Genomic DNA, 19,808 nt, shown 5'->3' with positions numbered 1-19,808 from the left:
CTTCTTTCCAAGCTTGCTGGAGGGATCTTGCCCTGAAGTGAGCAGGAGTAAAGTCATGGGAGAGGGGGTTTTCGGATGGCACGAGTTTTACATTGGGCGGCGTGCCTTTAACGCCTGTACCAAAGTACCGTCATCCAGCCAGTTCAGCTCTCCGCCTACAGGTACGCCGCGTGCCAAGCCAGATGTTGCAATCGGAAGGGGGCGCAGCGTATCGGCGATATAGTGTGCTGTTGTTTGCCCATCCAGTGTCGCTGGAAGTGCCAGGATAACTTCCTGTACTTCTTTTCTCTGGATTCGCTCAGTCAGTCCGCTCAGCCTCAAGTCTTCTGGACCAGTCCCGTTTACAGCGGACAGAAGCCCCCCCAGAACGTGATAATGCCCAGAAAAGGCCCCGGATCGTTCCAGCGCCCACAGGTCGTCTACGTGCTCCACCACGCAAATAACAGATGGGTCACGCCTGTGGTCTTCGCACAGCGAACAGGGGGCCTGCATGTCCAGATTACCGCATTCGGGGCACACGCGTACGGCGCACTCCACCTCTTCCAATGCTGCGATGAGGGGCGTCAGGACTGTCTCCCGGCGCCGTAGAAGGTGCAAAACTACACGTCGCGCTGACCTTGGCCCAAGGCCGGGAAGGCGGGCCACAAGTCGTGTCAGGCGTTCAATGGGGTTGCTCACAATTGGCAGATATCCTGTTCTGTCTCAGAACGGCAGCTTCATGCCAGCAGGCAGATTGAGGCCCCCGGTTACTTTCTGCATTTCCTCGCGCATGGTCTGCTCAACCTTCTGGCGGGCATCATTATGTGCAGCCAGTACTAAATCTTCCAGAACGCCCTTGTCATCGGGGTCAATTGCAGCAGGGTCAATCACAATGCGGCGCATGTCACCTTTGCCGTTCAGGGTCAGTTGGACCATGCCCCCGCCAGAGACGCCCGTGACTTCCATCTCTTCCAGTTTGGCTTGTACTTCGGCCATTTTCTGCTGCATCATCTGGGCCTGTTTCATCAAGCCGCCAAGATTTTTCATAACTATTACTCCGTTTCAGGATTCCGGTTGTGCCAGATTCTCGGTGTCATCGGCTGTTGGCGCGACAGGAAGGTCACGGACTGCGCCAATGCTGGCCGTTGGAAATGCTTCCAAGGCTGCCCGAACCAATGGATCCGCACGAACGCCGGTCATGGTTTTCTCAAACAGCGTTGGTTCACCGGCCTCCCTCGAGATGCTGACGATCCACCGCATGCCCGTCCATTCTTCCAAGCAATGGGCCAGTTTTCCTGCCAAATCTGAAGGCGTTTCATCTTCCGGTCGGAATTCCAGGCGCCCGGGTTCGTAAAACACGGGGTGCACCGTGTGCTCAAGGTGATATCCCAGTATAGCCTCACGCTTTGCAACAACCAAGGCGGCCATCTTCTCAAATGTTTGAGGAGCGGTCACAGCTACAGATTTTACGCTGGCAACAGGCGTATAGTCTTCCTGCACAGGATCTGCCTTTAGCGCGGTCTGTGCACTATACGGGGCATGAGGTGTCGGCCTAGTTTGATCCCCTGTGCTTCTCAAGGGTTCCGGTGCCGGCTGTCGTGGGGAGGGTGCGGTTGGGGGAGCCTGAACGTGGCTGGGTGCCTTGTCTGGTGTGGATTGTAGTTTGGCAATGACATCGGCCGGTGCAGGTAAGTCAGCCGCATAAGCCATACGGATGATCCCCATTTCCAGTGCCTGAAGTGGTTGTGCTGCTGTTCGGACCTCAGCGTGGATTTTCAACAGCATTTGCCATGTGCGGGTCAACACCGCCATTGACAGGCGTGACGCCATATCGGTTCCGCGCTTGGCCATGTCCGCTGGGACAGTATGGTCAGTCAGTGCGTTGGGCGTTGCTTTCAGGCGTGTCAACCAGTGCGTCAACCCCTGCATGTCTTCCAGCATGACGGTAGGGTCTGCCCCTGCCGCATAGTACGCCTGTATGGTTTCCAGTGCATGTGGCAGATTCCCCCCCAGTACGATTTCCAGAAGGTCCAGGGTTTGCCCGCGGTCTGCGAGGCCCAGCATGTCGCGGACCTGTCTGGCATGGATACTGGAGCCGCAGTGGGCGATAGCCCTGTCCAGCAGGGACAGGCCGTCCCGCACGCTGCCATCCGCGGCCCGGGCAATGAGAGCCAAGGCTTCGTCATCCACGGTGACACCTTCAAGGCTGGCAATACGCTGGAAATGTGCGGAAAGTGTCTCAGTGTCAATCCGTCTTAGGTCAAACCGTTGGCAACGTGACAGAACCGTTACCGGGACCTTGCGGATTTCCGTCGTGGCAAAGATGAACTTGACGTGGGCAGGGGGCTCTTCAAGGGTTTTCAGCAGGGCATTGAACGCTGCCCCAGACAGCATGTGCACTTCGTCAATGATATAGATTCTGTAGCGTGCACTGGCGGGGCGATAGCGGACCCCGTCCAGTATATCCCGCATGTCTCCAACGCCGGTCCGGCTTGCGGCATCCATTTCCGTGACGTCAACATGGCGATCGGCTGCAATGGCCTGACAGTGCGTGCATAGGCCGCAAGGAGTGAGGGTTGGTCCGGTATTTCCATCCGGTCCTATGCAGTTCAGAGCCCGTGCAATGATCCGTGCTGTTGTTGTTTTTCCGACACCGCGCACGCCCGTCAGCATCCAAGCCTGTGCCAAGCGGTTGCTTGCAATGGCATTGGACAGGGTTTTGACCAGCACATCCTGCCCAATCAGACCCGAGAAATCAGTCGGTCGGTACTTGCGTGCCAGAACCTTGTATTCCTGCGCGGTCCCGGTGGTTTGTGCCGGACCCGGATCTGGACAGGATACATCGGTCATCCGCCGGAACTCGCTCTCGATTATGCCTGGGAAACAGGGAACAGGAATAAGGTGGAAGACTGGACAACGACCCGAACCGGAAACTCGTTGGGGCTGCTTCCTTCCGGACCTGACCCGGTTGGCGAGGGGCTCGTCCGCCGCCAGCCTTCCGTGCGCACTATATCAGTGGAAAGGGGCTGCAACGCAAGCATCTATTTTGCAGTCCCTGTTTTCTTCCTGTTTGGAAGGCGGTTGCTTGAGACATGGTGGTGGCTGCTAATTCAGTCGGACGTAATCAAAGAGGCGTCGTCTGCATCTTGATCCGTAATAGGGAACTGAATACACACGTAGCAGGCTATTCTTCCCCTGCCATCATGAACGGCAGAAATGGTTGTATCAACACGACGGTCCTCTCCGCTCCGCGTCCTGTTGGTCAATTCGCCATGCCAAATTTTGCCAGCAGTAATGGTATTCCACATGTTTTTATAGACGTGGTCCGCTACTTTTCCGCTTTTCAGAAAACGTGGGTTGCGTCCTTCTACATTTGCCAAGGTGTACTCAAAGATATCTGCAAAGTACTGATTTGCATACAATATGGCTCCGTCCGGGCTTGTGATCATCAGGGCGGCAGGGCTTTGCTCCATAGCCTGGGCAACCAGACGAATGCGTTCCCCAAGGGCGTATTGGTTTCTGACATCCAGTGTCAGAAAAATGAATAGGATACCTATTCCAAGTGGTGTAAGAACCATTGAAACCAGCAAAAGGTGGTTATTGAGCAGCCATGCTGCCTGGATGTCTTCCCGTACGGCTGTCAGAACAAAAGACAGGGGATAAACATCTGAAAGCCTCTTCACGTGCAGGCCAGATTTATGGCCCAAGAGGGAGGGTTCTTCAGTGATGCTTGGGCTTGTAGCTCCCGATTCTTGGTCCAGAATGCCCCCAAGAATCGCACTGCGGGACGGTGTTCCATTTTCAAGGTAAAGGGGCAAAGCTGCCAGAACCGGACCGTCCAGCCGGACTATAATAGCCTCGCCATTGGGACCGGGGCGTGCGGCAGAAAGCATTTCCAAGAACCAGCCTGGGTTCATGGCTGCAATAATGTGACGTGGATCCGACGCATTAGCTTCATCTTCCAACATGACGGGAATGACCCATGGGCCATCCGCTTTTGTTGTGGATGGATCAGCCGGAATCGTGCCGGGGCTGATATAGCGGCCACTGCTGGCCCGCCCGATTTTCAGGCGGCTCCCCAAGCTCAGTGGCCCGCTTTGCTCCAGCCCATATGCTTTCGGAGACAGTGCCTGTCCTGCTGAAAGCGGGTTGGCCGAGTCAGCCAAAATGGTGTTGCGACCGTCAACGATCAGAACCTGTCGAATGTGGGGGGATGACCGAAGGCTTTCTGATACAAGGCGATGCAGTAAGGGAGATGTATTTTGTATGGAGGAAGAGAGGGCTTCCTTGGCACCGGACTGTACATATGTAAGTATGACGTCAACGGAGCCGACGGCGTGGGTAATGGATCGCTCAAGGAGTACAGCCGATGTTTCTAGAGTGCTCTGAGCTGAAGATTCACTCTGGGAATGGCTGTTCCAGAGGACATATGCAGAGATCATACAGGACAGCAAGACAGTAATGCCGCCAATCCAGATGACCGTTATTCCCGCATAAGTTGATCTGGTCACGGAGCTTTCACCCAGTTCAAGCTTGGCGGCAGGCAAAGGCCGTTTGCATGCTTTTGGACTGTATGGCAGGGGTGGATGGTTCTCAAAGACCACTGTATCAGGTTGGTCTGGTTTGACATTATTGGGTCAGGGCAGTCATCCTTCGGGGGAATTTTCGCGTGTCTGCATCTCGGCCTTACCGTATCCTCTGCCTGCTGGCCTTGGCTTTTATTTGGCTGGCCGGAGGCTCCTCCGTGGTGGCTGCCAGCAGTCGTCTCGAAACGATTCTTGCCAAGGGCGTTCTCTACGTTTGTGGCGTACCTGCATACCATCAAGCTGGACGGCCTGATCGTGATGTTTCCTTGTCCCGGTCTCTTGCGGCCGATCTGGGCGTGGAATTCCGCTACGTGGACAGCTCGCTTTCTTCGTTGAGGCAGGATGTTCACAGTGGTCGCTGCGATATCGCTGCTGGAGTGGCGATGACGGGGGGAGAGCCTGGTTTTCAGCTTTCCAACCCATATCGGACTGGTCAGGCTTACGCCATTGCCAGAACCCTTGATCCTGGAATCGGGAGCTGGTCTGACCTTGACAGCCAAGATCGTGTTGTTCTTGTCCAGGCAGGCGATGGTTTGCCTGCCTTGGTTAGGGAGGCGCTGCCGCATGCCAGAATTCTGGAGATTGATAGCAGCCACAGGGGTGACCATGAGGTTCGAGCCGGGAGGGCCGATGCGTTTATTGTTGATGATGAACCCTTGGTCGGAATGATGCATGAAGCGGGGTGGGCCCGCACTCTCAGCCCGTTGAAGCCGATGGCCACTTTTCCATATGCTTTTGGTGTTCCCGCAGATGATGCTGTATGGTTGGCTCACATCAACACCTTTGTCCGCTCTGCCTTGGCAGGCGACGATCCGGAGAACGTGCCTGTCAGGAAGCGTGTATCCCGGGACGTTGCCCGCCGTTGATGTTGCCGGGTCCATTCTGCGTGACCTAGTTCAAATCCTGTTTCTGGACAGGGGCAAGGCGCATCGGTTTATCCGCCGTTGATGTTTCCCGATCGGTTGGTTCGTCCATATCCTGATTGTGCGATACGATCTCCGGCTCTGTTGCGTTCATGCTCCCCGATGTTTCGGTGGTTGGAACAACATGAAGCGCGCGGTACAGGGGCTCGGCTTCAGGCAAGGGCCAGCGGCGTTGGAACAAGATATCCCTGTCATTTGCGGCCGGGCCATAGATTGCAGCGTTCCAGTCTTCCCGTGAAGAGATCGCGGCCCCTTCGATAGCGCCACCGCCGTATGCGCCCTGTGAATGCGCATACGCAATGATATCCTGCTGTAAATTGGTTGTTGTCGCTGTTTCTATGTTTGCACCAAATGTTGCGACGCTGATTCCTGCCATGGCGCCAAGCTTGAACTGGTCTGACAAAATGGATTCCAGTCCCTTTTCTGTCATGATCATCAAAATGCTCTGGACGCGTTGCCCGCCAATTTGCAGCCCGATGCTGCCCCCGGCCATGGAATAAAAAGCAGGGGGAGAGAAGGTGCCTGCACTGTCACGAACGGTCAGGACGCCATAGCCATACGCTCCGCCCAGAATAAAGCCGCCCTTGTAGAAAGACGGGATAATCATGACCGCCCGGGCCCGGGCCAGATAAGGATCCATATCCTTGCGAAAATTCTCGTCTGCCCGCACTTGTTCAACAACGGCAATGGCTTGTGCCAGAACAGCGCGGGCGTCGGCTGCATCACCGGCACTGGCTGTAGAAACATGGACCAGAAGGATGGCGGGGACAAGCAGCGCCAAGCGTATCAGGCGGAACATAGCGTAAGGAATCTCCAGCAAGATCAGGTCGGAAAGCTTATGGTACAAAGGCTGTAGTGCCTCTGTGTGATACGCGTTTCGGTCGTCATGAGCAATTGGATTGCGTTGCCGCCCCCTGTATTTTTGGTGGGACCCTGCGCTTGATGTCACACTTTTCCTGTAATTGATCACGAGACATTGCTCCGTTCGGATGGTCCGGGATGCATGATGCCTGCATTGTAACGTGTGGATATGCACGAAATATGGCCATATTTCGATCGCCTTGTAGGGCTCCTTACAGAAGGAAACCAGAGCGTGTTTCGCGATTTATCTTTATTTCCAGCTTGTCTTTTTACGGTATGCCTGTCTGTTGCTGTAACAGAACACGCAACGGCTATGCCGATGGCGTCGTTTTCCTGCAATAAGGCGCGTACGCCTTTTCAGCATCTCGTGTGTTCAGACCCCGTTCTTCTGGAGTTGGATGGTCGTATGGGCCGCCATGACAAGGCGTGGCTTGACAGTACCGTGCAGAACTGTGGGATTCCGCGTCAGGGCGGTGCTCCTGAGGAGCGTGCCCGTTGGGCGATGGTGCCATGTCTGGTCAGCGCATACCGTCAGCGCCTGGGTATCAACACGCCGTTACCGGGCGCTGTAGACGGGCCGGAAACAGGAGAACCCGGGCGAGGCTTCATTCATCCGTCGTGTATCTCGGTTTTGCTTGAGGATTACGACAAGGGACACCTTTTACCGTTGCCTGTTGCCGCTTGTAATCGCGGCTATTCCCATATTGAGGTTCAGAGCCAGGTTCATGGCTGGCTCAGTGCTGATGCTGCAAAAGATGGAGACGTGGCCTGGATTGCCTGGTCTGATGCCGGGCTTCTGCCTGATGGCCGTTGGGTTGTCGCTGTGAATGAAAGTGGCGGTGGGAACGGGGCTTTGGGGTCAGTCTGGGCTTTTGACCGGCGTGAGCAATCAGGAGCAGGCGATGAAATTCTGAGTGTTCAGAGGCTTTATGCGGGTGGAGATCGCTGTAACGGCGGTGTTGACAAGGCGATTGTTGATCATTCCGGCATTCTTGTCGCTGTCAATATTACGCCCGTCGGTTTGCTTCAGGCGATGGACAAGACCCTGACGGGTTTGGATGATCTTCCTGACTGTGCAGCCTGCTGCATTGGAACAGCTCGTTATCGTGTGCCTGTCGGCTCTGATGGAAAAGTTTCGGGAGCTCCTGTGCTTGTCTCTCTGGGCTTGAACGAAGACAGGGACTACGGCGGACTATCTGTGCAGGCTATGTGCTTTGCGAGTACGGTGGAAGGTGATGTGATCGGTTATGGCAAGACCTTGGATTCTGCCCGTATGCTTGGCACTGTTGATGCCTTTATGGCGTGCACCCGTGATCGTGGTAATCAGAGTGTTCAGCGACGCCTGTAATGCCTCTTGCCCCATTCCGGTATGGCAGGCACCATACCGGAATGGATACATGTGCTACAGCCGCTTGTGATGTCATATCCCGCCGTCGGTTGTTGCGGTTGGCGGCGTCTGTTCCTGCGTTGCTGTTATCAGCGGGGTGTGAATCCGATTCTGCGGGTACGGCGTACCTGGGTTGGCGTGGACCGCCGTCTGTCCCCGATATCCGGGTGCGTTTGGCGGGTTGGGCTTCTCTGGCACCCAGTTCCTATAATCTCCAGCCTTGGAAAATTGCTCTTGAAGGAGACGATGTTCTCTGGCTCCTGGCTGATGCAGATCGTGTCTCTTTACACACGGATCCTGCCCTGCGACAGGTAACATTGGGGCAGGGTACATTCCTGGAGCTTCTTGTGCTGGCGGCTGCTGCCGAGGGATGGAGCCCCGCGTTGTCCTTGTTCCCAGATGGTCCTTATGCCACACGGGATGACATGCGCCTGAAGCCGGTTGCCCGGATTGAGCTGTCCCGTGATCCGGCTGTCTTGCCGCCCCCCCTTTTTGCGGCAGTCCGTCAGCGCCGGACGTGTCGTGGTGCCTTTACGGGGCAGGCTATCAGTCGTTCGGCTCGTGATACCTTCCTGTCCGGTGCAGGTGCAGCCCGCGGGGTATCCGTTGGCTGGATCGATCGCGGTTCAGGGCTGGAGCGCCTGAAGGGGCTGGTGATAGAAGCAATGCGCCTTGAAAGCATGAATGCGGATCTTGTTGCGGAGAAATCGACTTTTCTACGTTTGACCAAGGAAGAAGTTGCGAAATGCCGCGATGGTGTTGTGCCTTCGTCACCCCTGCCGGGCAGTGGGGTTCGTTTGTTCTATGGGCGACACGCCTTTTCTGAACCAGGGTCATGGCTGAACCGGTGGGCTTTCTCGCATGCTGTCAGTTATGTGGGAGAGGCAGACAGCTTTGTCTGGATTTCTACAGATGGCGACAGCCGGGATGATCAGATAAGAGCTGGTCGTGTTTATGCCAGACTTGATCTGGCCGCGGCTGCGCAGGGTCTGGCCATGCAGCCATTCTCGGCTCCGTTTGGTGACTGGGCTGGTGTGGCTGATGTGTGTGACGATCTCCACGCGCTTTTGTCGATCCCCGGACGGCGTATACAGATGCTGGCCCGTGTTGGCTATGCAGATAGCGCATCCCCGACCCCACGTCGCAGCGTGGTTGAATTGATGATTTAGAATGAGAAAGTGTTATAAGCAGCGCCAGCCTTGCTATCACGACACAGAGGACCTCATGAAGCGCTCGGACGAGTTCCCGAACCTTTTCATCTGCGATCATCCGCTGATCCAGCACAAGCTGACCCATATGCGGGACGTTCAGACATCTACACGGACATTTCGTCAGTTGTTAAGAGAAATAGCCTTGTTGATGGGCTACGAGGTCACGCGTGACCTGCCACTGGCTTATGAGCGAATCAATACGCCTATGACACCCATGGATGCGCCGGTTATTGCAGGCCGGAAACTGGCTGTTGTTCCAATCCTGAGAGCTGGTAACGGAATGGCTGACGGCCTTCTTGAGCTGGTTCCCGGCGCACGTGTCGGTCATATTGGCTTGGCCCGTGATCATGATACCCATATGCCGGTTGAGTACCTTGTCAAGCTTCCCGACTGTGAAGGGCGGACCTTTATTCTGGTTGACCCCATGTTGGCGACGGGAAACTCGGCAGCCCATGCTGTTGATGTCCTGAACCGGCGCGGTATTCCCGATGACCAGATTCTTTTCCTTGCACTGGTCGCTGCGCCTGAAGGCATGCGCGCTTTCAACAAGAAGCATGCCGGTGTGCGTGTCTATGTTGCTGCCCTTGACGAACGTCTTGATGAACAGGCTTATATTCTGCCCGGGCTGGGTGATGCCGGTGACCGCATGTTTGGAACCAAGTAACACGCTTTCCCCGTAAGTCGGAACGGGAGTGCGGCTAACGCTGTACTCCTGTTTTTTGTTCACTGTATTCAGCCCGGCAGTTTGGTGTTTCCCACACAACAATGCGTTCCAGGACAGCCAGCCCCTCGCTGCGTATTTGCACCCTGTCCTGCAAGCGTTGATACCAGTGTCGTGCCAAGGCTTCAGCTGTTGGAGCCTCTGGGATGATGTACAGACGGGTTTCAAGGTGTGTATTGGTCGTTACGGCAAAGCCATCCCGTGCAACAGCCTTCTGTAACCCTGCCATCCATTCGCCCTGTTCCTTTCCGGCAGGACAGAACATGGACAGGAGATCCGTATCCGACATTTCGGCAATAAAGCCGTGGTCGCAAGATGCATCGATGACAGCCATCATCTCTTCTTTCAGGAAGCCAAAGTCCAGAACCATACTGTCCTGTTCTCCGCCCTGATGCAGAGAGGATGCATGGCAGATGGCTTCCACCTCGTAACGGTGTCCGTGGATATGCCTGCATTTTGATCCGTGTCGCATGATCCGGTGGCCGGCATCAATGCCGATACGACGGGTGATCAGAAAACGGTGGCCGTCGCTCATTACGGAATTCCAGTCAGTTTATGTATTTGCAGGCTCAGGCGCCACTGCGGGAACTGTTGGCATGTCCTGATGCAGGTTGCGAGCGATTCTGTTGCCGTATGACCATCCATTGGCTGCAAAAAGAAATGCCGGAATTTCAGCCCCGCCAGATATACGAGGTCCAGCCCCTGTTGAGGCCATACTACCTTCAGCTCGTCGCCTTGCGTCAGAACCATATTTGAACCGGCTTTGGGGCTGATGCAGATCCAGTCTATTCCATGCGGGGGGGCTTGGGTGCCGTTTGTTTCCACGGCAACCTCCATGCCGGTTTCATGGAAGGCTTGGACAAGGGGTGTGTCCAGTTGCAGGAGAGGCTCTCCTCCCGTGCAGACAACATAGGGAGTACCGCCCTGTCCGGCGTTTTGATCCCAGCATGCGCGAACCGCATGGGCCAACGCACGGGCAGAGGCGAATTTACCTCCTCCGGTTCCATTGGTTCCAACAAAGTCGGTATCACAGAAAGAGCATGTTGCCGTGCTGCGATCCTGTTCTCGTCCGCTCCACAAATTACATCCGGAAAAGCGGCAAAAGACAGCAGCCCGACCACTTTGGGCTCCTTCACCCTGAAGGGTGTAAAACAACTCCTTGATGCTGTAGGTCATTGGAGGGCTGCCTGCTGCCATGTATCCCACCCTCGTGCTCGAAGCTCGCACGCCGGGCAAGTACCACATCCATAGCCCCACGGGTGGCGATGATCGCGGTCGCCGGCATAGCAGGTGTGGGTTTTCTCAAGGATAAGACCTACAAGCTTCTCGCCACCCAGAGCATGGGCCATTGCCCACGTACCGGCCTTGTTGACCCACATCAGCGGGGTTTCGACAACAAACCGGCAATCCATACCAAGATTCAGGGCAACCTGCATGGCTTTCAGGGTATCGTCACGGCAATCGGGATACCCTGAAAAATCTGTTTCGCAAACGCCGGTGACCAAGGTGCGTATTCCGCGCCTGTACGCAATGGCTGCGGCATAGGTCAGAAATAAAAGATTGCGGCCTGGCACGAATGTATTGGGAAGTCCGTCGGACCCTGTGCGGAAGGCAACGGTCTCTGTCATGGCCGTTTGGCCAATATCCGCCAGTGAACGGGCGTCGATGTGGTGATCCATGCCAAGCCGGTTGCCCCAGTGATTGTGCAGGGACGCAATAGATTCCCGGAAGCTGTGTCGCACTTCCAGTTCAATGGCATGGCGCTGTCGGTAGTCAAAGCCGACAGTTTCCACCCGTGTATAGCGTTCCAGAGCCCAGGCAAGGCATGTCGCCGAATCCTGACCGCCGGAGAACAGCACCAAGGCTGCATCATGATCCAGCATGGATAAAACCAGATGTGTTCAGGGAACCGAGGGGCACATAGGTAACCCCACCGCCAGTCCGCCGCAAGCCCCTATAGTACGGGCGACCTGTTCAGCTGTATCAGGATCCTACTTTTTCCCATGCTGCGGCACGGTAAAGGCATTGAAGGTGATCACTGTAAAGGTATCGGCAACCCCGGACAGGGTTTGTACCTGCTCGGTGACAAAGCGGCCTGTATCGGTCTCATCCTCAAGATAAAACTTTGCCATCAGATCATAAGCGCCTGATATGGAGTAGATCTCGGAGATGTTGGAAATTTTTTCCACGGCTTGCCCCGCAACCCGGTACGCCTGCCCGGGGTTACATTTGATCATGACAAAAACAGGTTTCATATGAAGGCTCCATTATACCGGATCCTGTCGCCATGCCGCCCTTGCCCCATTCAGGCGGCATGGCCTTGTCATCCGGTCAGGTTTTGGTGGTTTCCCGCTCTTCCGACGGTACGAATCCCCCCAGATCGTACGCAGTACTCTTCTTGGATGTATTGTCCTCGCCATCTTGAGGCTGTCGCAGCCGCTCCTCGCCGAGATACAGAAGAATCGGTGCGGCGATGAAGATCGAGGAGCTTGTCGCCAGGATAATCCCGAACAACAGAACCCAGGCGAATGGTTGCAGGGATTCGCCCCCAAACAGTGCCAGTGGCAGGATGGCCAGCAGGGTGGAGAAGGACGTGGCAACGGTACGGCTCAGGGTCTCGTTGATCGAGAGGTCGATCAGCTCCCGGAGAGGCATCGCCTTGTAGATACGCAGGTTCTCGCGGACCCGGTCATAGACAACGACCTTGTCATTGATGGAAAAGCCCATCACGGTCAGGATCGCGGCAATGGCGGGCAAGTTGAACTCGATGCCGGTAAGGGCAAAAAAGCCGACAACCTTGGTGACATCCAGCAGCATGGTTGCCACGGCGCCAACGCCAAACGGCCATTCAAACCGGAACCAGATATAGAGCAGCATGGCAATGGCCGCTAAGCCCAGTGCCAGCATACCATCCCGGAACAGCTCCTCGCTGACTGAGGCACCGATGTTCTCCACGCGCCGGATGATGGTACCCGGAATATCGGACTGAAGGGCAGACTGTACGGTTTCCACAACAGCGGCCTGCGCCTTGTCGCCGCCGCTCTGGCGCTCCAGGCGGACCAGAATGTCTGTGTCACTGCCAAAATGTTGAAGTTTGACCGGCCCTATGCCCAGTTTCTCCAGGTTGGTTCTCAGTGTACCGAAATCTGCCGGTTCAGGGGTCCGGATCTCCACAACCGTTCCACCGGCAAAATCTACGCCGTAGTTCAGCCCCGGAGTAAAAAACAGCACCACAGAGGCAAGGCTGAGAGCTGCCGACAGGCCCAGGCCAATGTTGCGGCCTTTCATAAAGGCAATACGGGTATCATCAGGGACAAACCGCAGGCGGCGTCCGGGATGCAGCTCGGTCGGCTGGCGTAATCTCAGCCACCGGACTATGAGCATCCGCACCAGCAGGATGGCTGTGAACATCGAGATCAGGATGCCAAGACTGATGGTTACCGCAAAACCCCGAACAGCTCCTACGCCCACCACGTACAGCAAGAGCATCTTGATCAGGGTGGTCGCATTGGCATCGACAATCGTGGCATAGGCCCGTCTGAACCCGGTTTCGATTGCTCCGGCCGGAACTTTGCCCCGCCGTGTTTCCTCGCGGATACGCTCATTGATCAGGATGTTGGCATCAACGGCCATGCCCAGAGACAGCAGGAGGCCGGCGATTCCGGGAAGAGTCAGGGTGGCTCCCATGGCAGACAGGGCCCCGATGGCCATGGCCAGGTTGACCAGCAAGGCCATATTGGCATAGAGACCGAAGCGACCATACGCAGCAGCCATATAGGTGATGACCAAGCCAAAGCCGACCGTCAGGGAAATCATGCCGGCACGGATTGCATCGGCGCCAAGATCCGGCCCCACAGTCCGTTCCTCGACAACGGTCAGCGGCGCAGGCAGGGCCCCGGCGCGCAGCAGGACAGCCAGATCATTGGCGGAAGCCGCATTGAAAGAGCCGGAAATCTGCCCCCGTCCCCCGACAATGGGCTCCCGGATCACCGGAGCAGAAATAACCTTTCCGTCCAGAACGATCGCAAAGGGCTTGCCGACATGCCGTGTGGTGATATCAGCAAAGCGGCGTCCGCCAAAGTCGTTGAAGGCAAAGGTGACAAGCCATTCGCCAGTTCTCTGGTCAACAGTTGGCCGGGCATCGGTCAGGTGAGACCCGTCAACCTCGGCTTGCCGCCGTATCACAATGTGCGATGGTCCGCGTCCGGTATCTGTCATGGGCAGCCATTGGAAACCGGGTGGAGCGGGTGTGCCAGGACGCAGGGTCTGGTCACCAACCATGTGAAAGCTCATCTTGGCGGTTTGCCCCAGCAGGGCCTTGATCCGGCCGGGGTCTGACTCACCGGGAAGCTGGACGATAATACGGTCCTCACCCTGCCGGGCAATCATGGGTTCCCGCGTGCCCAGTTCATCGATACGCCGCCGAACAATCTCGATCGATTGTCCTACCGCCTGCCTTGCCCGTTCTTGCATGGCTGCCGGATTGGGACGCAGGACAATACGGGTTCCTTCGGCTTCAATATCGTAATCCCGGTAGGCTGTCCCCCCGACACTGACGGCAGAATCCAGTTTTCCCAAGGCATCGAGGGCAGCAGTTTTCTGCCCTGCATCCACCAGGTCGAAGCGAACGGTTCCACCATCAACCCCCAGCCCTGTATAGCGTATCCGTGCATCCCGCAGCAGGTTCCGTGTGCTGTCCACGGTGCCTTCGACCCGTTCCTGTGACAGCGTGTCCAGATCGACTTTCAGCATAAGATAGGATCCGCCGCGCAGATCCAGGCCCAGATTGATCCGGGTATCGGGCATCCATGATGGCATGTCCTGTTCCGGAATCAGGTTGGGAAGGCCAAGCAGAATACCGACCAGGCAGATCGTGATGACCAGTGTTATTTTTATCTTTGAAAAATAGAGCATCAGCAGTGTGTATCCGTCAGGGGGCAGGGGCGGACAGCCAGAGTACGGTAAGGCCGGGATGAACCTGCGGCCGGTTCGGACAGGGTGATATAGGGCTTTAAAATATGCATGCGTTTGGCTTGTCGTGATGTCCATGCCAGAATGTGCGCGTCAGTCTACTGACCGGGCCGGTGAAGGCAAGCCTGCTGACGGCAGTATTTGCAGAAAATCTGGTTCAGTCAGGGTGACGCGATAGCCTGCGTGCCTTTCAATATATCCCCGGATCTGCACGTTCCGTCCGGAAATTTCACCGAGGGTCACGCCCGCCCGTTCCAGCCGTCTGGTTGTTGCCATTGGCAGAAAGACAGAGAAATCAGTGCGCCAGTCAGCTCCGAAATCCAGATAGGCTCCCTTGGTTGTGCGGGTTGTACGACGCACTGTACCCTCTACGATCCGGAAGGTTCCCTGGTCATCCTGCCCGACTGCATCGGCTTGTCTCAGGATCTTGGCCTGTGGCCACTGTTTGCGGTCTTTCATGCGGATTTCGGATTCGCGATCCAGAAGTCTCCGTGCCGATTCGCCAGCACCCGGTGTTGGCACAACAAAGGCCAGGCCGGACAGGACCAGTTGTTCCTGTACCCACAGACCGTCACGCTCCCTGTAGGCAGGCCCCGAGAGCCTGCCATGCCGGTCCGGCAAGGGGGGGGAGGCTGATATGCACACATGCTCGCCATCCAGAAGGGTTCTCAGGTAAGGCAACGTGACAGGGTCTGTGATGGTATCTATGCCGTCCAGTTTGATGGTTGTGCCATCCTGAAGGGTAATGGATCGCAGGCTTTCTAAGCCTTCGAACACTCCGCACGACCTTTTCGGGCCTGCCTGTGCAGGTATGTGTAACATCAGGCACAGAACAACCTGAAGGCACAAGACTTGGGGAAGAGACCCCGAAAACATGATGTTTCTTTCCGGTACAGAAAAATAGTCCTTCAGACCTAACCCGAAGCCTTGCGTGGCATCAAGGACCCTGCAATCCTTCCCACGTGAGCGAACATGGCAGCTCGGGAGTCGGGATCATCAACCAAGTGCGCAAAAGTTATGGCGATACCGGTACCGAGGTCGAGGGTGACCGGACAGGTGCCGTCTGCGGCAAGGTCATGGTTGCAGATGACCATGCCGTTTTCCGTGAGGGGTTGCGCCTTTTGATGGAAGCACGTGCTTTTTGCGGTGTTGTGCTGGAAGCCTTTGACGGGGACTCTGCACGTGCGGCGATGCTGGCGCATCCGGATATTGACCTTGCTGTTCTGGATCTCAACATGCCGGGTATGGAGGGTATGGCTCTCCTGAAAGACCTCCGGTCCAGCCATCCGGCCTTGGCCATTGTTGTGTTGACGGCTTCAGAGCGGCGGAATGATATGCGGGCGGCTATGGCTGCTGGTGCTACGGGCTATATCCCAAAGTCCTTCCCAATCAACAAGATACTTGCTGCTCTGGAAAAGATTCTGGCCGGTGAGAACTTCTTTCCGGCGGATGCCCTTCCGGATGATGGGATACCGCCCGAGCTCGGCAATATTTCCCTCAGCCCCCGCCAGCGCGAGGTTCTTTCGCTGATTGCGCGAGGCAAGAGCAACAAGGAAATTGCTCGCCTTCTGGATACGGCCTTGCCCACCGTCAAGAACCATGTCGCCAATATTTTCGAGAAACTCGGAACCAGAAATCGGGTTGCGGCTGTCAATCTGGGTCGTAAAGTTGGCCTGATACCAGACGAATAGGCCCTCCTTTCTGGTATGATGCCGTGATGGCAGGACCTGCGGTGTTGCTTCTGGTCTGTTCAGGTCCGGGGATTTTCCAAGAGATGTGCGCAAAACCTACCCAGCACCACGTTGATTCTGTTGATATCAGAAAGCGTGGAAAGCCATATGATCTGGTCGATACTTATGCATCCGGCTTGCTGGATGTTGGTGATGGTCATCAGCTTTATTGGGAGGAGTGCGGGAATCCGGAAGGTATTCCTGTCGTTTATATTCATGGCGGTCCGGGTGCTGGGTGTGCGCCTGTTCACCGTACGTTTTTCAATCCATCACGGTATCGTATCATCTTGTTCGACCAGAGAGGGGCAGGGCGTTCCCTTCCCTATGCCTGTATCCATGCCAATACAACCGGGCATTTGATTGATGACATGGAGGCTTTGCGGGTCTTTCTCGGGATTGATCGCTGGCTGCTGTTTGGTGGGTCGTGGGGAAGCACGCTGGCTTTGGCATATGGACAGGCTTACTCCGATCGCGTGCTGGGGTTTGTCTTGCGCGGTGTATTCCTGTTTACAAGGGCAGAGGTAGACTGGTTTCTGAACGGTATGCAGCATTTTTATCCCGAGGCAGCTCGCCGCTTTTATGAATTTCTTCCGGATGATGAGCGGTCTGTCCTTCTGGAGGCGATGTATCGTCGCCTTTGTGATCCAGATCCAGCCATTCACGGGCCTGCAGCAGATGCGTGGGCTCGGTACGAAGATGCCTGTGCCCGCTTGGTGCCCCTGCCTTTTATCCCGTCGATTGTCCGTGAAGATGGGCAAAGCTGCAGTCTTGCCATTGCCAGACTGGAGGCCCACTACATGATCCATAAGGGTTTCCTGGCCGAGAACCAGCTGCTGGATTGTCTCGATACCGTACGGCATCTGCCGTGTCATATCGTACAGGGGCGCCATGATGTGATTTGTCCGCCGCGTGCGGCATATGCCTTGCACCAGGCGTGGCCGGGCAGTGCATTGGTCATAGTTCCAGATAGTGGCCACGCCGCCATGGAAGCCAGTTTGCGTAGTGCGTTGGTTGCCGCTGTTAATACGTTTGCCAATCAGCTTGGGCAATGCTGACAAGAAAAACTGGAAAAGAAGTGGATCAGGCTGTTATAAGAACGCGGTTCTTGCCCGTATCGGGCAGGGCGTATGGTATGTCTCCGTAGCTCAGCAGGATAGAGCACAGGATTCCTAATCCTGGGGCCGTGGGTTCGAATCCCGCCGGGGACACCATCATCCTTCTTCCCTATATGATTTCAGCGGGTTGAGCTGATCACGGCCAGAAATTCTCGCCGTGTGGCGCTGTCTTCCCGGAAGGCTCCCAGCATGCGGCTGGTGACCATGTTGACACCTGTTTTGTGAACGCCGCGGGTTGTCATGCATTGGTGGCTGGCTTCTATGACAACAGCAACGCCTTTTGGCTCCAGCACATCCTGTATCGCACCGGCGATCTGGGCTGTCATTTTTTCCTGAATTTGTAACCGCTTTGCATATAGATCCACGATCCGGGCCAGCTTTGAGATGCCGACCACCCGCCTGTCTGGCAGATAGGCAACGTGGGCCCGACCAATAATGGCTGCAAGATGGTGTTCGCAATGGCTTTCGAAGGTAATATCTTTCAGGACAACCATCTCGTCATACCCCTCGACCTCTTCAAAGGTGCGGCGCAGGTATTCCTCGGGATCATTGCCATAACCGGAGCACCATTCTTCCCACGCACGGGCCACGCGAGCGGGCGTTTCAAGCAGTCCTTCCCGCGTGGGATCATCCCCGGCCCACCGCAGCAGGGTGCGCACAGCTTCCTCGGCATCCTGTCGAGAGGGGCGTTCGATGGCTTCGCCCTGTGTGATGGATGATTGAACCGTGGATAGTGTGCTGGTTGATGTAGGGCGCAATGTTTCTCTCCGGGGATCAGTCATTGTTTCACCTGGGCTGTGCGCGGGCGTCAGGGGGCATTGTTTTCCTGACTGTCGGACCATGTTCATGCTTGTTGTGTCAAGCAAAAAGCAGGCTTTTGTCTGATGGTCAGAGCGGCCTTGCACGTTAAGTCTGTGTCTTGGAGAATTCCCTGCTTTCTTGTCCCAATCAGGGCCGATTGATCTTCGTGCCATATTGAATGATGTCTGTTCACCGTATCTTTCTATTTATGGCCTTGCCAAGAACGTTGGCTGACCGTATAGATCCTGTCCTCAAACAGGCACTGTACCTTGGCATGCGGGTGTAGCTCAATGGTAGAGCAGAAGCTTCCCAAGCTTACGACGAGGGTTCGATTCCCTTCACCCGCTCCAGCAATTCTTCATTAAAAATAGAAAATTTGATGACGAGCCGCAAAGTGCCGTGACGATCATCCCCCGTGATGATGGTTTCAGGTTTGCTCATTGTCTTCCTCGATCATGTCTATGCGAGTGGTGGCACCAAGCAAACGCGGTTGACAAGCCCTTCCCCGGGGAGCACCGTTTTGAAATCCGGCCTGTGTGCTGTCACACCGGGCGGAAGCTGGTACAGCAGGAACCCCCTGCCTCTGGGGCAGGAGTTCCTGCGCTCGATGGGGAACTTGTAAATGGGATCCCTTCCCTATTTCGGTGGTGCCTGCCAGTCTTGGCGCGGGGTGCGGGGGTATGAAGATAATCCGGGTTGCGGTTTCTCCAGACCGCAAGCTTTAGCTTGGTTACGTGACCGGAACGGGATTACTTCACCTGCGGGTCTTCTTGTGTTTGAAGGGCTTTCTACCCTGTTTGATGAAGCGGAGGGCGTGATACCGTGCCTCCTTCTCTTCCACATGCTTGGCCAGCTCGATATTGGCCCGTGCGATCGCTTCCCCAGGCTCCAGCTCCATCTCCATCTGAGAGGCAATGAGACCGATGGCCGCTTCCGGGATGCCTTCGTTCTTGGAAATGGCGTTGATGATGCTGACCACGTCCGAAGCGGAAGCCTTGGTTGCAACCTCGGTGATGCTGGTTTCCAGGGTATCATCATCCAGCCGCTCCATGCCTGCATTGTGGTCTTCTTGAGCGGTTATCTGCACCCCGCCCACCCGGTTGACGCAGGCACGTTCGGGGGAGGTGGGGCTGTTGCTCTGGGTCTGGATCGACGGGGCGGCAAAATCGCTCATGGATAGGTTCCTTTGGGATTGAAAGGGGTAATCAATGCCTGCCAGCCATTCTTGCGGTCGCGACTTGGCATCAATGGACACCTCTTGCTCCATGCGAAGAATGAGGGGCCAAGGGTGGTGTTGATACGGGTAGACAGAAAGTAACGGATCGGGCGGGTGATCCGGTCATAGACCTTCTTGGGCGTGCGCCCTCTCCACCGCGACGAATTAGGGTGTGGGAGTTAGGCGCAACAGGCGGATGGCAAGCTGGGGCCTATCATTATTCTTGCCGTTCTCCACCCTGTTGAACTTCCCCACCAGTTCCCAATCCCGTCCTTCAGGTATGCCCTGACGGCTTGCTGTTGGGCTT

General features: G+C 56.0%; 20 protein-coding genes, 2 tRNA genes and 1 other RNA gene. 8 read left to right on the top strand and 15 right to left on the bottom strand.

Annotated features, from left to right (window positions below; translation table 11 throughout):
• Positions 1-87: 87 nt before the first annotated feature.
• The 5 genes from recR to HEQ60_RS10885 all read right to left on the bottom strand — a co-directional run bounded on the left by recR (position 88) and on the right by HEQ60_RS10885 (position 4,490).
• Positions 88-681, bottom strand: coding sequence for a recombination mediator RecR (recR, locus tag HEQ60_RS07275; RefSeq protein WP_322099310.1), 594 nt, complete (start codon positions 679-681; stop codon positions 88-90).
• A gap of 21 nt (positions 682-702) precedes the next feature.
• Positions 703-1,026 (bottom strand): YbaB/EbfC family nucleoid-associated protein, encoded by a 324-nt coding sequence (locus HEQ60_RS07270; RefSeq protein WP_168071026.1) that lies wholly within the window; start codon positions 1,024-1,026, stop codon positions 703-705.
• Positions 1,027-1,041: 15 nt separating this feature from the next.
• The gene (locus tag HEQ60_RS07265; protein WP_168071024.1) at positions 1,042-2,829 is read right to left on the bottom strand and encodes a DNA polymerase III subunit gamma/tau; all 1,788 of its coding nucleotides are present in this window, start codon (positions 2,827-2,829) and stop codon (positions 1,042-1,044) included.
• A gap of 50 nt (positions 2,830-2,879) precedes the next feature.
• Positions 2,880-2,979, bottom strand: an RNA gene (gene ffs, locus HEQ60_RS07260) — signal recognition particle sRNA small type.
• Between the two features lie 110 nt (positions 2,980-3,089).
• Complete coding sequence (locus HEQ60_RS10885) at positions 3,090-4,490, bottom strand: PAS domain-containing protein (RefSeq protein ID WP_168071022.1); 1,401 nt, start codon at positions 4,488-4,490, stop codon at positions 3,090-3,092.
• Positions 4,491-4,648: 158 nt separating this feature from the next.
• Between HEQ60_RS10885 and HEQ60_RS07250 the strand changes: the two genes are divergently transcribed.
• Complete coding sequence (locus tag HEQ60_RS07250) at positions 4,649-5,431, top strand: substrate-binding periplasmic protein (protein WP_168071020.1); 783 nt, start codon at positions 4,649-4,651, stop codon at positions 5,429-5,431.
• A 25-nt stretch (positions 5,432-5,456) separates the two neighbouring features.
• On the opposite strand, the gene HEQ60_RS07245 is transcribed toward HEQ60_RS07250, so the two are convergent.
• Positions 5,457-6,287 carry a lipid-binding SYLF domain-containing protein gene (locus HEQ60_RS07245; RefSeq protein ID WP_168071018.1) on the bottom strand — a complete coding sequence of 277 codons (831 nt, stop codon included), beginning with the start codon at positions 6,285-6,287 and terminating at the stop codon, positions 5,457-5,459.
• Between the two features lie 294 nt (positions 6,288-6,581).
• Between HEQ60_RS07245 and HEQ60_RS07240 the strand changes: the two genes are divergently transcribed.
• The 3 genes from HEQ60_RS07240 to upp are packed head-to-tail and all read left to right on the top strand — an operon-like array spanning position 6,582 to position 9,611.
• Entirely contained in the window at positions 6,582-7,697 is a 1,116-nt protein-coding gene (locus HEQ60_RS07240) for a hypothetical protein (RefSeq protein WP_168071016.1), read from the top strand.
• Positions 7,698-7,738: 41 nt separating this feature from the next.
• A complete protein-coding gene (locus HEQ60_RS07235; protein WP_168071014.1) occupies positions 7,739-8,905 on the top strand; it encodes an Acg family FMN-binding oxidoreductase in 1,167 nt (388 codons plus the stop codon).
• Positions 8,906-8,960: 55 nt separating this feature from the next.
• Complete coding sequence (gene upp / locus HEQ60_RS07230) at positions 8,961-9,611, top strand: uracil phosphoribosyltransferase (protein WP_168071012.1); 651 nt, start codon at positions 8,961-8,963, stop codon at positions 9,609-9,611.
• A gap of 34 nt (positions 9,612-9,645) precedes the next feature.
• Here upp and HEQ60_RS07225 read toward each other — a convergent pair whose 3' ends face one another.
• The 6 genes from HEQ60_RS07225 to HEQ60_RS07200 form a co-directional block, all read right to left on the bottom strand.
• Complete coding sequence (locus HEQ60_RS07225) at positions 9,646-10,203, bottom strand: 6-carboxytetrahydropterin synthase (protein ID WP_168071010.1); 558 nt, start codon at positions 10,201-10,203, stop codon at positions 9,646-9,648.
• Positions 10,203-10,844 (bottom strand): 7-carboxy-7-deazaguanine synthase, encoded by a 642-nt coding sequence (gene queE, locus HEQ60_RS07220; protein ID WP_168071008.1) that lies wholly within the window; start codon positions 10,842-10,844, stop codon positions 10,203-10,205. The genes HEQ60_RS07225 and queE overlap by 1 nt, the downstream gene beginning before the upstream one ends.
• Positions 10,841-11,551, bottom strand: coding sequence for a 7-cyano-7-deazaguanine synthase QueC (gene queC, locus HEQ60_RS07215; protein ID WP_168071006.1), 711 nt, complete (start codon positions 11,549-11,551; stop codon positions 10,841-10,843). Before queC ends, queE begins: the two co-directional genes overlap by 4 nt.
• A 108-nt stretch (positions 11,552-11,659) precedes the next feature.
• Positions 11,660-11,923 carry an Lrp/AsnC ligand binding domain-containing protein gene (locus HEQ60_RS07210; protein ID WP_168022731.1) on the bottom strand — a complete coding sequence of 88 codons (264 nt, stop codon included), beginning with the start codon at positions 11,921-11,923 and terminating at the stop codon, positions 11,660-11,662.
• 76 nt (positions 11,924-11,999) lie between these two features.
• Positions 12,000-14,582, bottom strand: a complete 2,583-nt coding sequence (secD, locus tag HEQ60_RS07205; protein WP_168071004.1) for a protein translocase subunit SecD — start codon at positions 14,580-14,582, stop codon at positions 12,000-12,002.
• 150 nt (positions 14,583-14,732) lie between these two features.
• Positions 14,733-15,416, bottom strand: a complete 684-nt coding sequence (locus tag HEQ60_RS07200; RefSeq protein ID WP_168071002.1) for a hypothetical protein — start codon at positions 15,414-15,416, stop codon at positions 14,733-14,735.
• A 185-nt stretch (positions 15,417-15,601) separates the two neighbouring features.
• Between HEQ60_RS07200 and HEQ60_RS07195 the strand changes: the two genes are divergently transcribed.
• From HEQ60_RS07195 to HEQ60_RS07185, 3 genes are all read left to right on the top strand, one after another.
• The gene (locus HEQ60_RS07195; RefSeq protein WP_168071000.1) at positions 15,602-16,330 is read left to right on the top strand and encodes a response regulator; all 729 of its coding nucleotides are present in this window, start codon (positions 15,602-15,604) and stop codon (positions 16,328-16,330) included.
• Positions 16,331-16,413: 83 nt separating this feature from the next.
• Positions 16,414-17,424: a prolyl aminopeptidase gene (gene pip, locus HEQ60_RS07190; RefSeq protein WP_168070998.1), complete on the top strand. Its 1,011-nt coding sequence runs from the start codon at positions 16,414-16,416 to the stop codon at positions 17,422-17,424.
• A gap of 79 nt (positions 17,425-17,503) precedes the next feature.
• Positions 17,504-17,580 (top strand) — tRNA-Arg (locus tag HEQ60_RS07185).
• 23 nt (positions 17,581-17,603) lie between these two features.
• Here HEQ60_RS07185 and folE read toward each other — a convergent pair.
• The gene (folE, locus tag HEQ60_RS07180; RefSeq protein WP_168070995.1) at positions 17,604-18,266 is read right to left on the bottom strand and encodes a GTP cyclohydrolase I FolE; all 663 of its coding nucleotides are present in this window, start codon (positions 18,264-18,266) and stop codon (positions 17,604-17,606) included.
• Positions 18,267-18,561: 295 nt separating this feature from the next.
• Between folE and HEQ60_RS07175 the strand changes: the two genes are divergently transcribed.
• Positions 18,562-18,635 (top strand) — tRNA-Gly (locus HEQ60_RS07175).
• Here HEQ60_RS07175 and HEQ60_RS10805 read toward each other — a convergent pair.
• Positions 18,601-18,726, bottom strand: coding sequence for a hypothetical protein (locus HEQ60_RS10805; RefSeq protein WP_280842054.1), 126 nt, complete (start codon positions 18,724-18,726; stop codon positions 18,601-18,603). The genes HEQ60_RS07175 and HEQ60_RS10805 overlap by 35 nt on opposite strands.
• Before the next feature lie 313 nt (positions 18,727-19,039).
• Positions 19,040-19,459, bottom strand: coding sequence for a hypothetical protein (locus HEQ60_RS07170; RefSeq protein ID WP_168070993.1), 420 nt, complete (start codon positions 19,457-19,459; stop codon positions 19,040-19,042).
• Positions 19,460-19,808 lie beyond the last annotated feature (349 nt).

This window comes from Haematospirillum sp. H1815 (genome assembly GCF_012102705.1).
Taxonomy (GTDB): Bacteria; Pseudomonadota; Alphaproteobacteria; order Rhodospirillales; family Rhodospirillaceae; genus Haematospirillum.
This window is presented reverse-complemented; position numbering and strand designations above follow the sequence as displayed.

Excerpts from the sequence above, each read along its gene's own strand:
- HEQ60_RS07270 (WP_168071026.1), bottom strand. The coding sequence starts at position 1,026 with ATGAAAAATCTTGGCGGCTTGATGAAACAGGCCCAGATGATGCAGCAG.
- HEQ60_RS07265 (WP_168071024.1), bottom strand. The coding sequence starts at position 2,829 with ATGACCGATGTATCCTGTCCAGATCCGGGTCCGGCACAAACCACCGGG.
- HEQ60_RS07245 (WP_168071018.1), bottom strand. The coding sequence starts at position 6,287 with ATGTTCCGCCTGATACGCTTGGCGCTGCTTGTCCCCGCCATCCTTCTG.
- HEQ60_RS07235 (WP_168071014.1), top strand. The coding sequence starts at position 7,739 with ATGGATACATGTGCTACAGCCGCTTGTGATGTCATATCCCGCCGTCGG.
- upp (WP_168071012.1), top strand. The coding sequence starts at position 8,961 with ATGAAGCGCTCGGACGAGTTCCCGAACCTTTTCATCTGCGATCATCCG.
- HEQ60_RS07225 (WP_168071010.1), bottom strand. The coding sequence starts at position 10,203 with ATGAGCGACGGCCACCGTTTTCTGATCACCCGTCGTATCGGCATTGAT.
- queE (WP_168071008.1), bottom strand. The coding sequence starts at position 10,844 with ATGACCTACAGCATCAAGGAGTTGTTTTACACCCTTCAGGGTGAAGGA.
- queC (WP_168071006.1), bottom strand. The coding sequence starts at position 11,551 with ATGCTGGATCATGATGCAGCCTTGGTGCTGTTCTCCGGCGGTCAGGAT.
- HEQ60_RS07210 (WP_168022731.1), bottom strand. The coding sequence starts at position 11,923 with ATGAAACCTGTTTTTGTCATGATCAAATGTAACCCCGGGCAGGCGTAC.
- secD (WP_168071004.1), bottom strand. The coding sequence starts at position 14,582 with ATGCTCTATTTTTCAAAGATAAAAATAACACTGGTCATCACGATCTGC.
- pip (WP_168070998.1), top strand. The coding sequence starts at position 16,414 with ATGTGCGCAAAACCTACCCAGCACCACGTTGATTCTGTTGATATCAGA.
- folE (WP_168070995.1), bottom strand. The coding sequence starts at position 18,266 with ATGACTGATCCCCGGAGAGAAACATTGCGCCCTACATCAACCAGCACA.
- HEQ60_RS10805 (WP_280842054.1), bottom strand. The coding sequence starts at position 18,726 with ATGAGCAAACCTGAAACCATCATCACGGGGGATGATCGTCACGGCACT.
- HEQ60_RS07170 (WP_168070993.1), bottom strand. The coding sequence starts at position 19,459 with ATGAGCGATTTTGCCGCCCCGTCGATCCAGACCCAGAGCAACAGCCCC.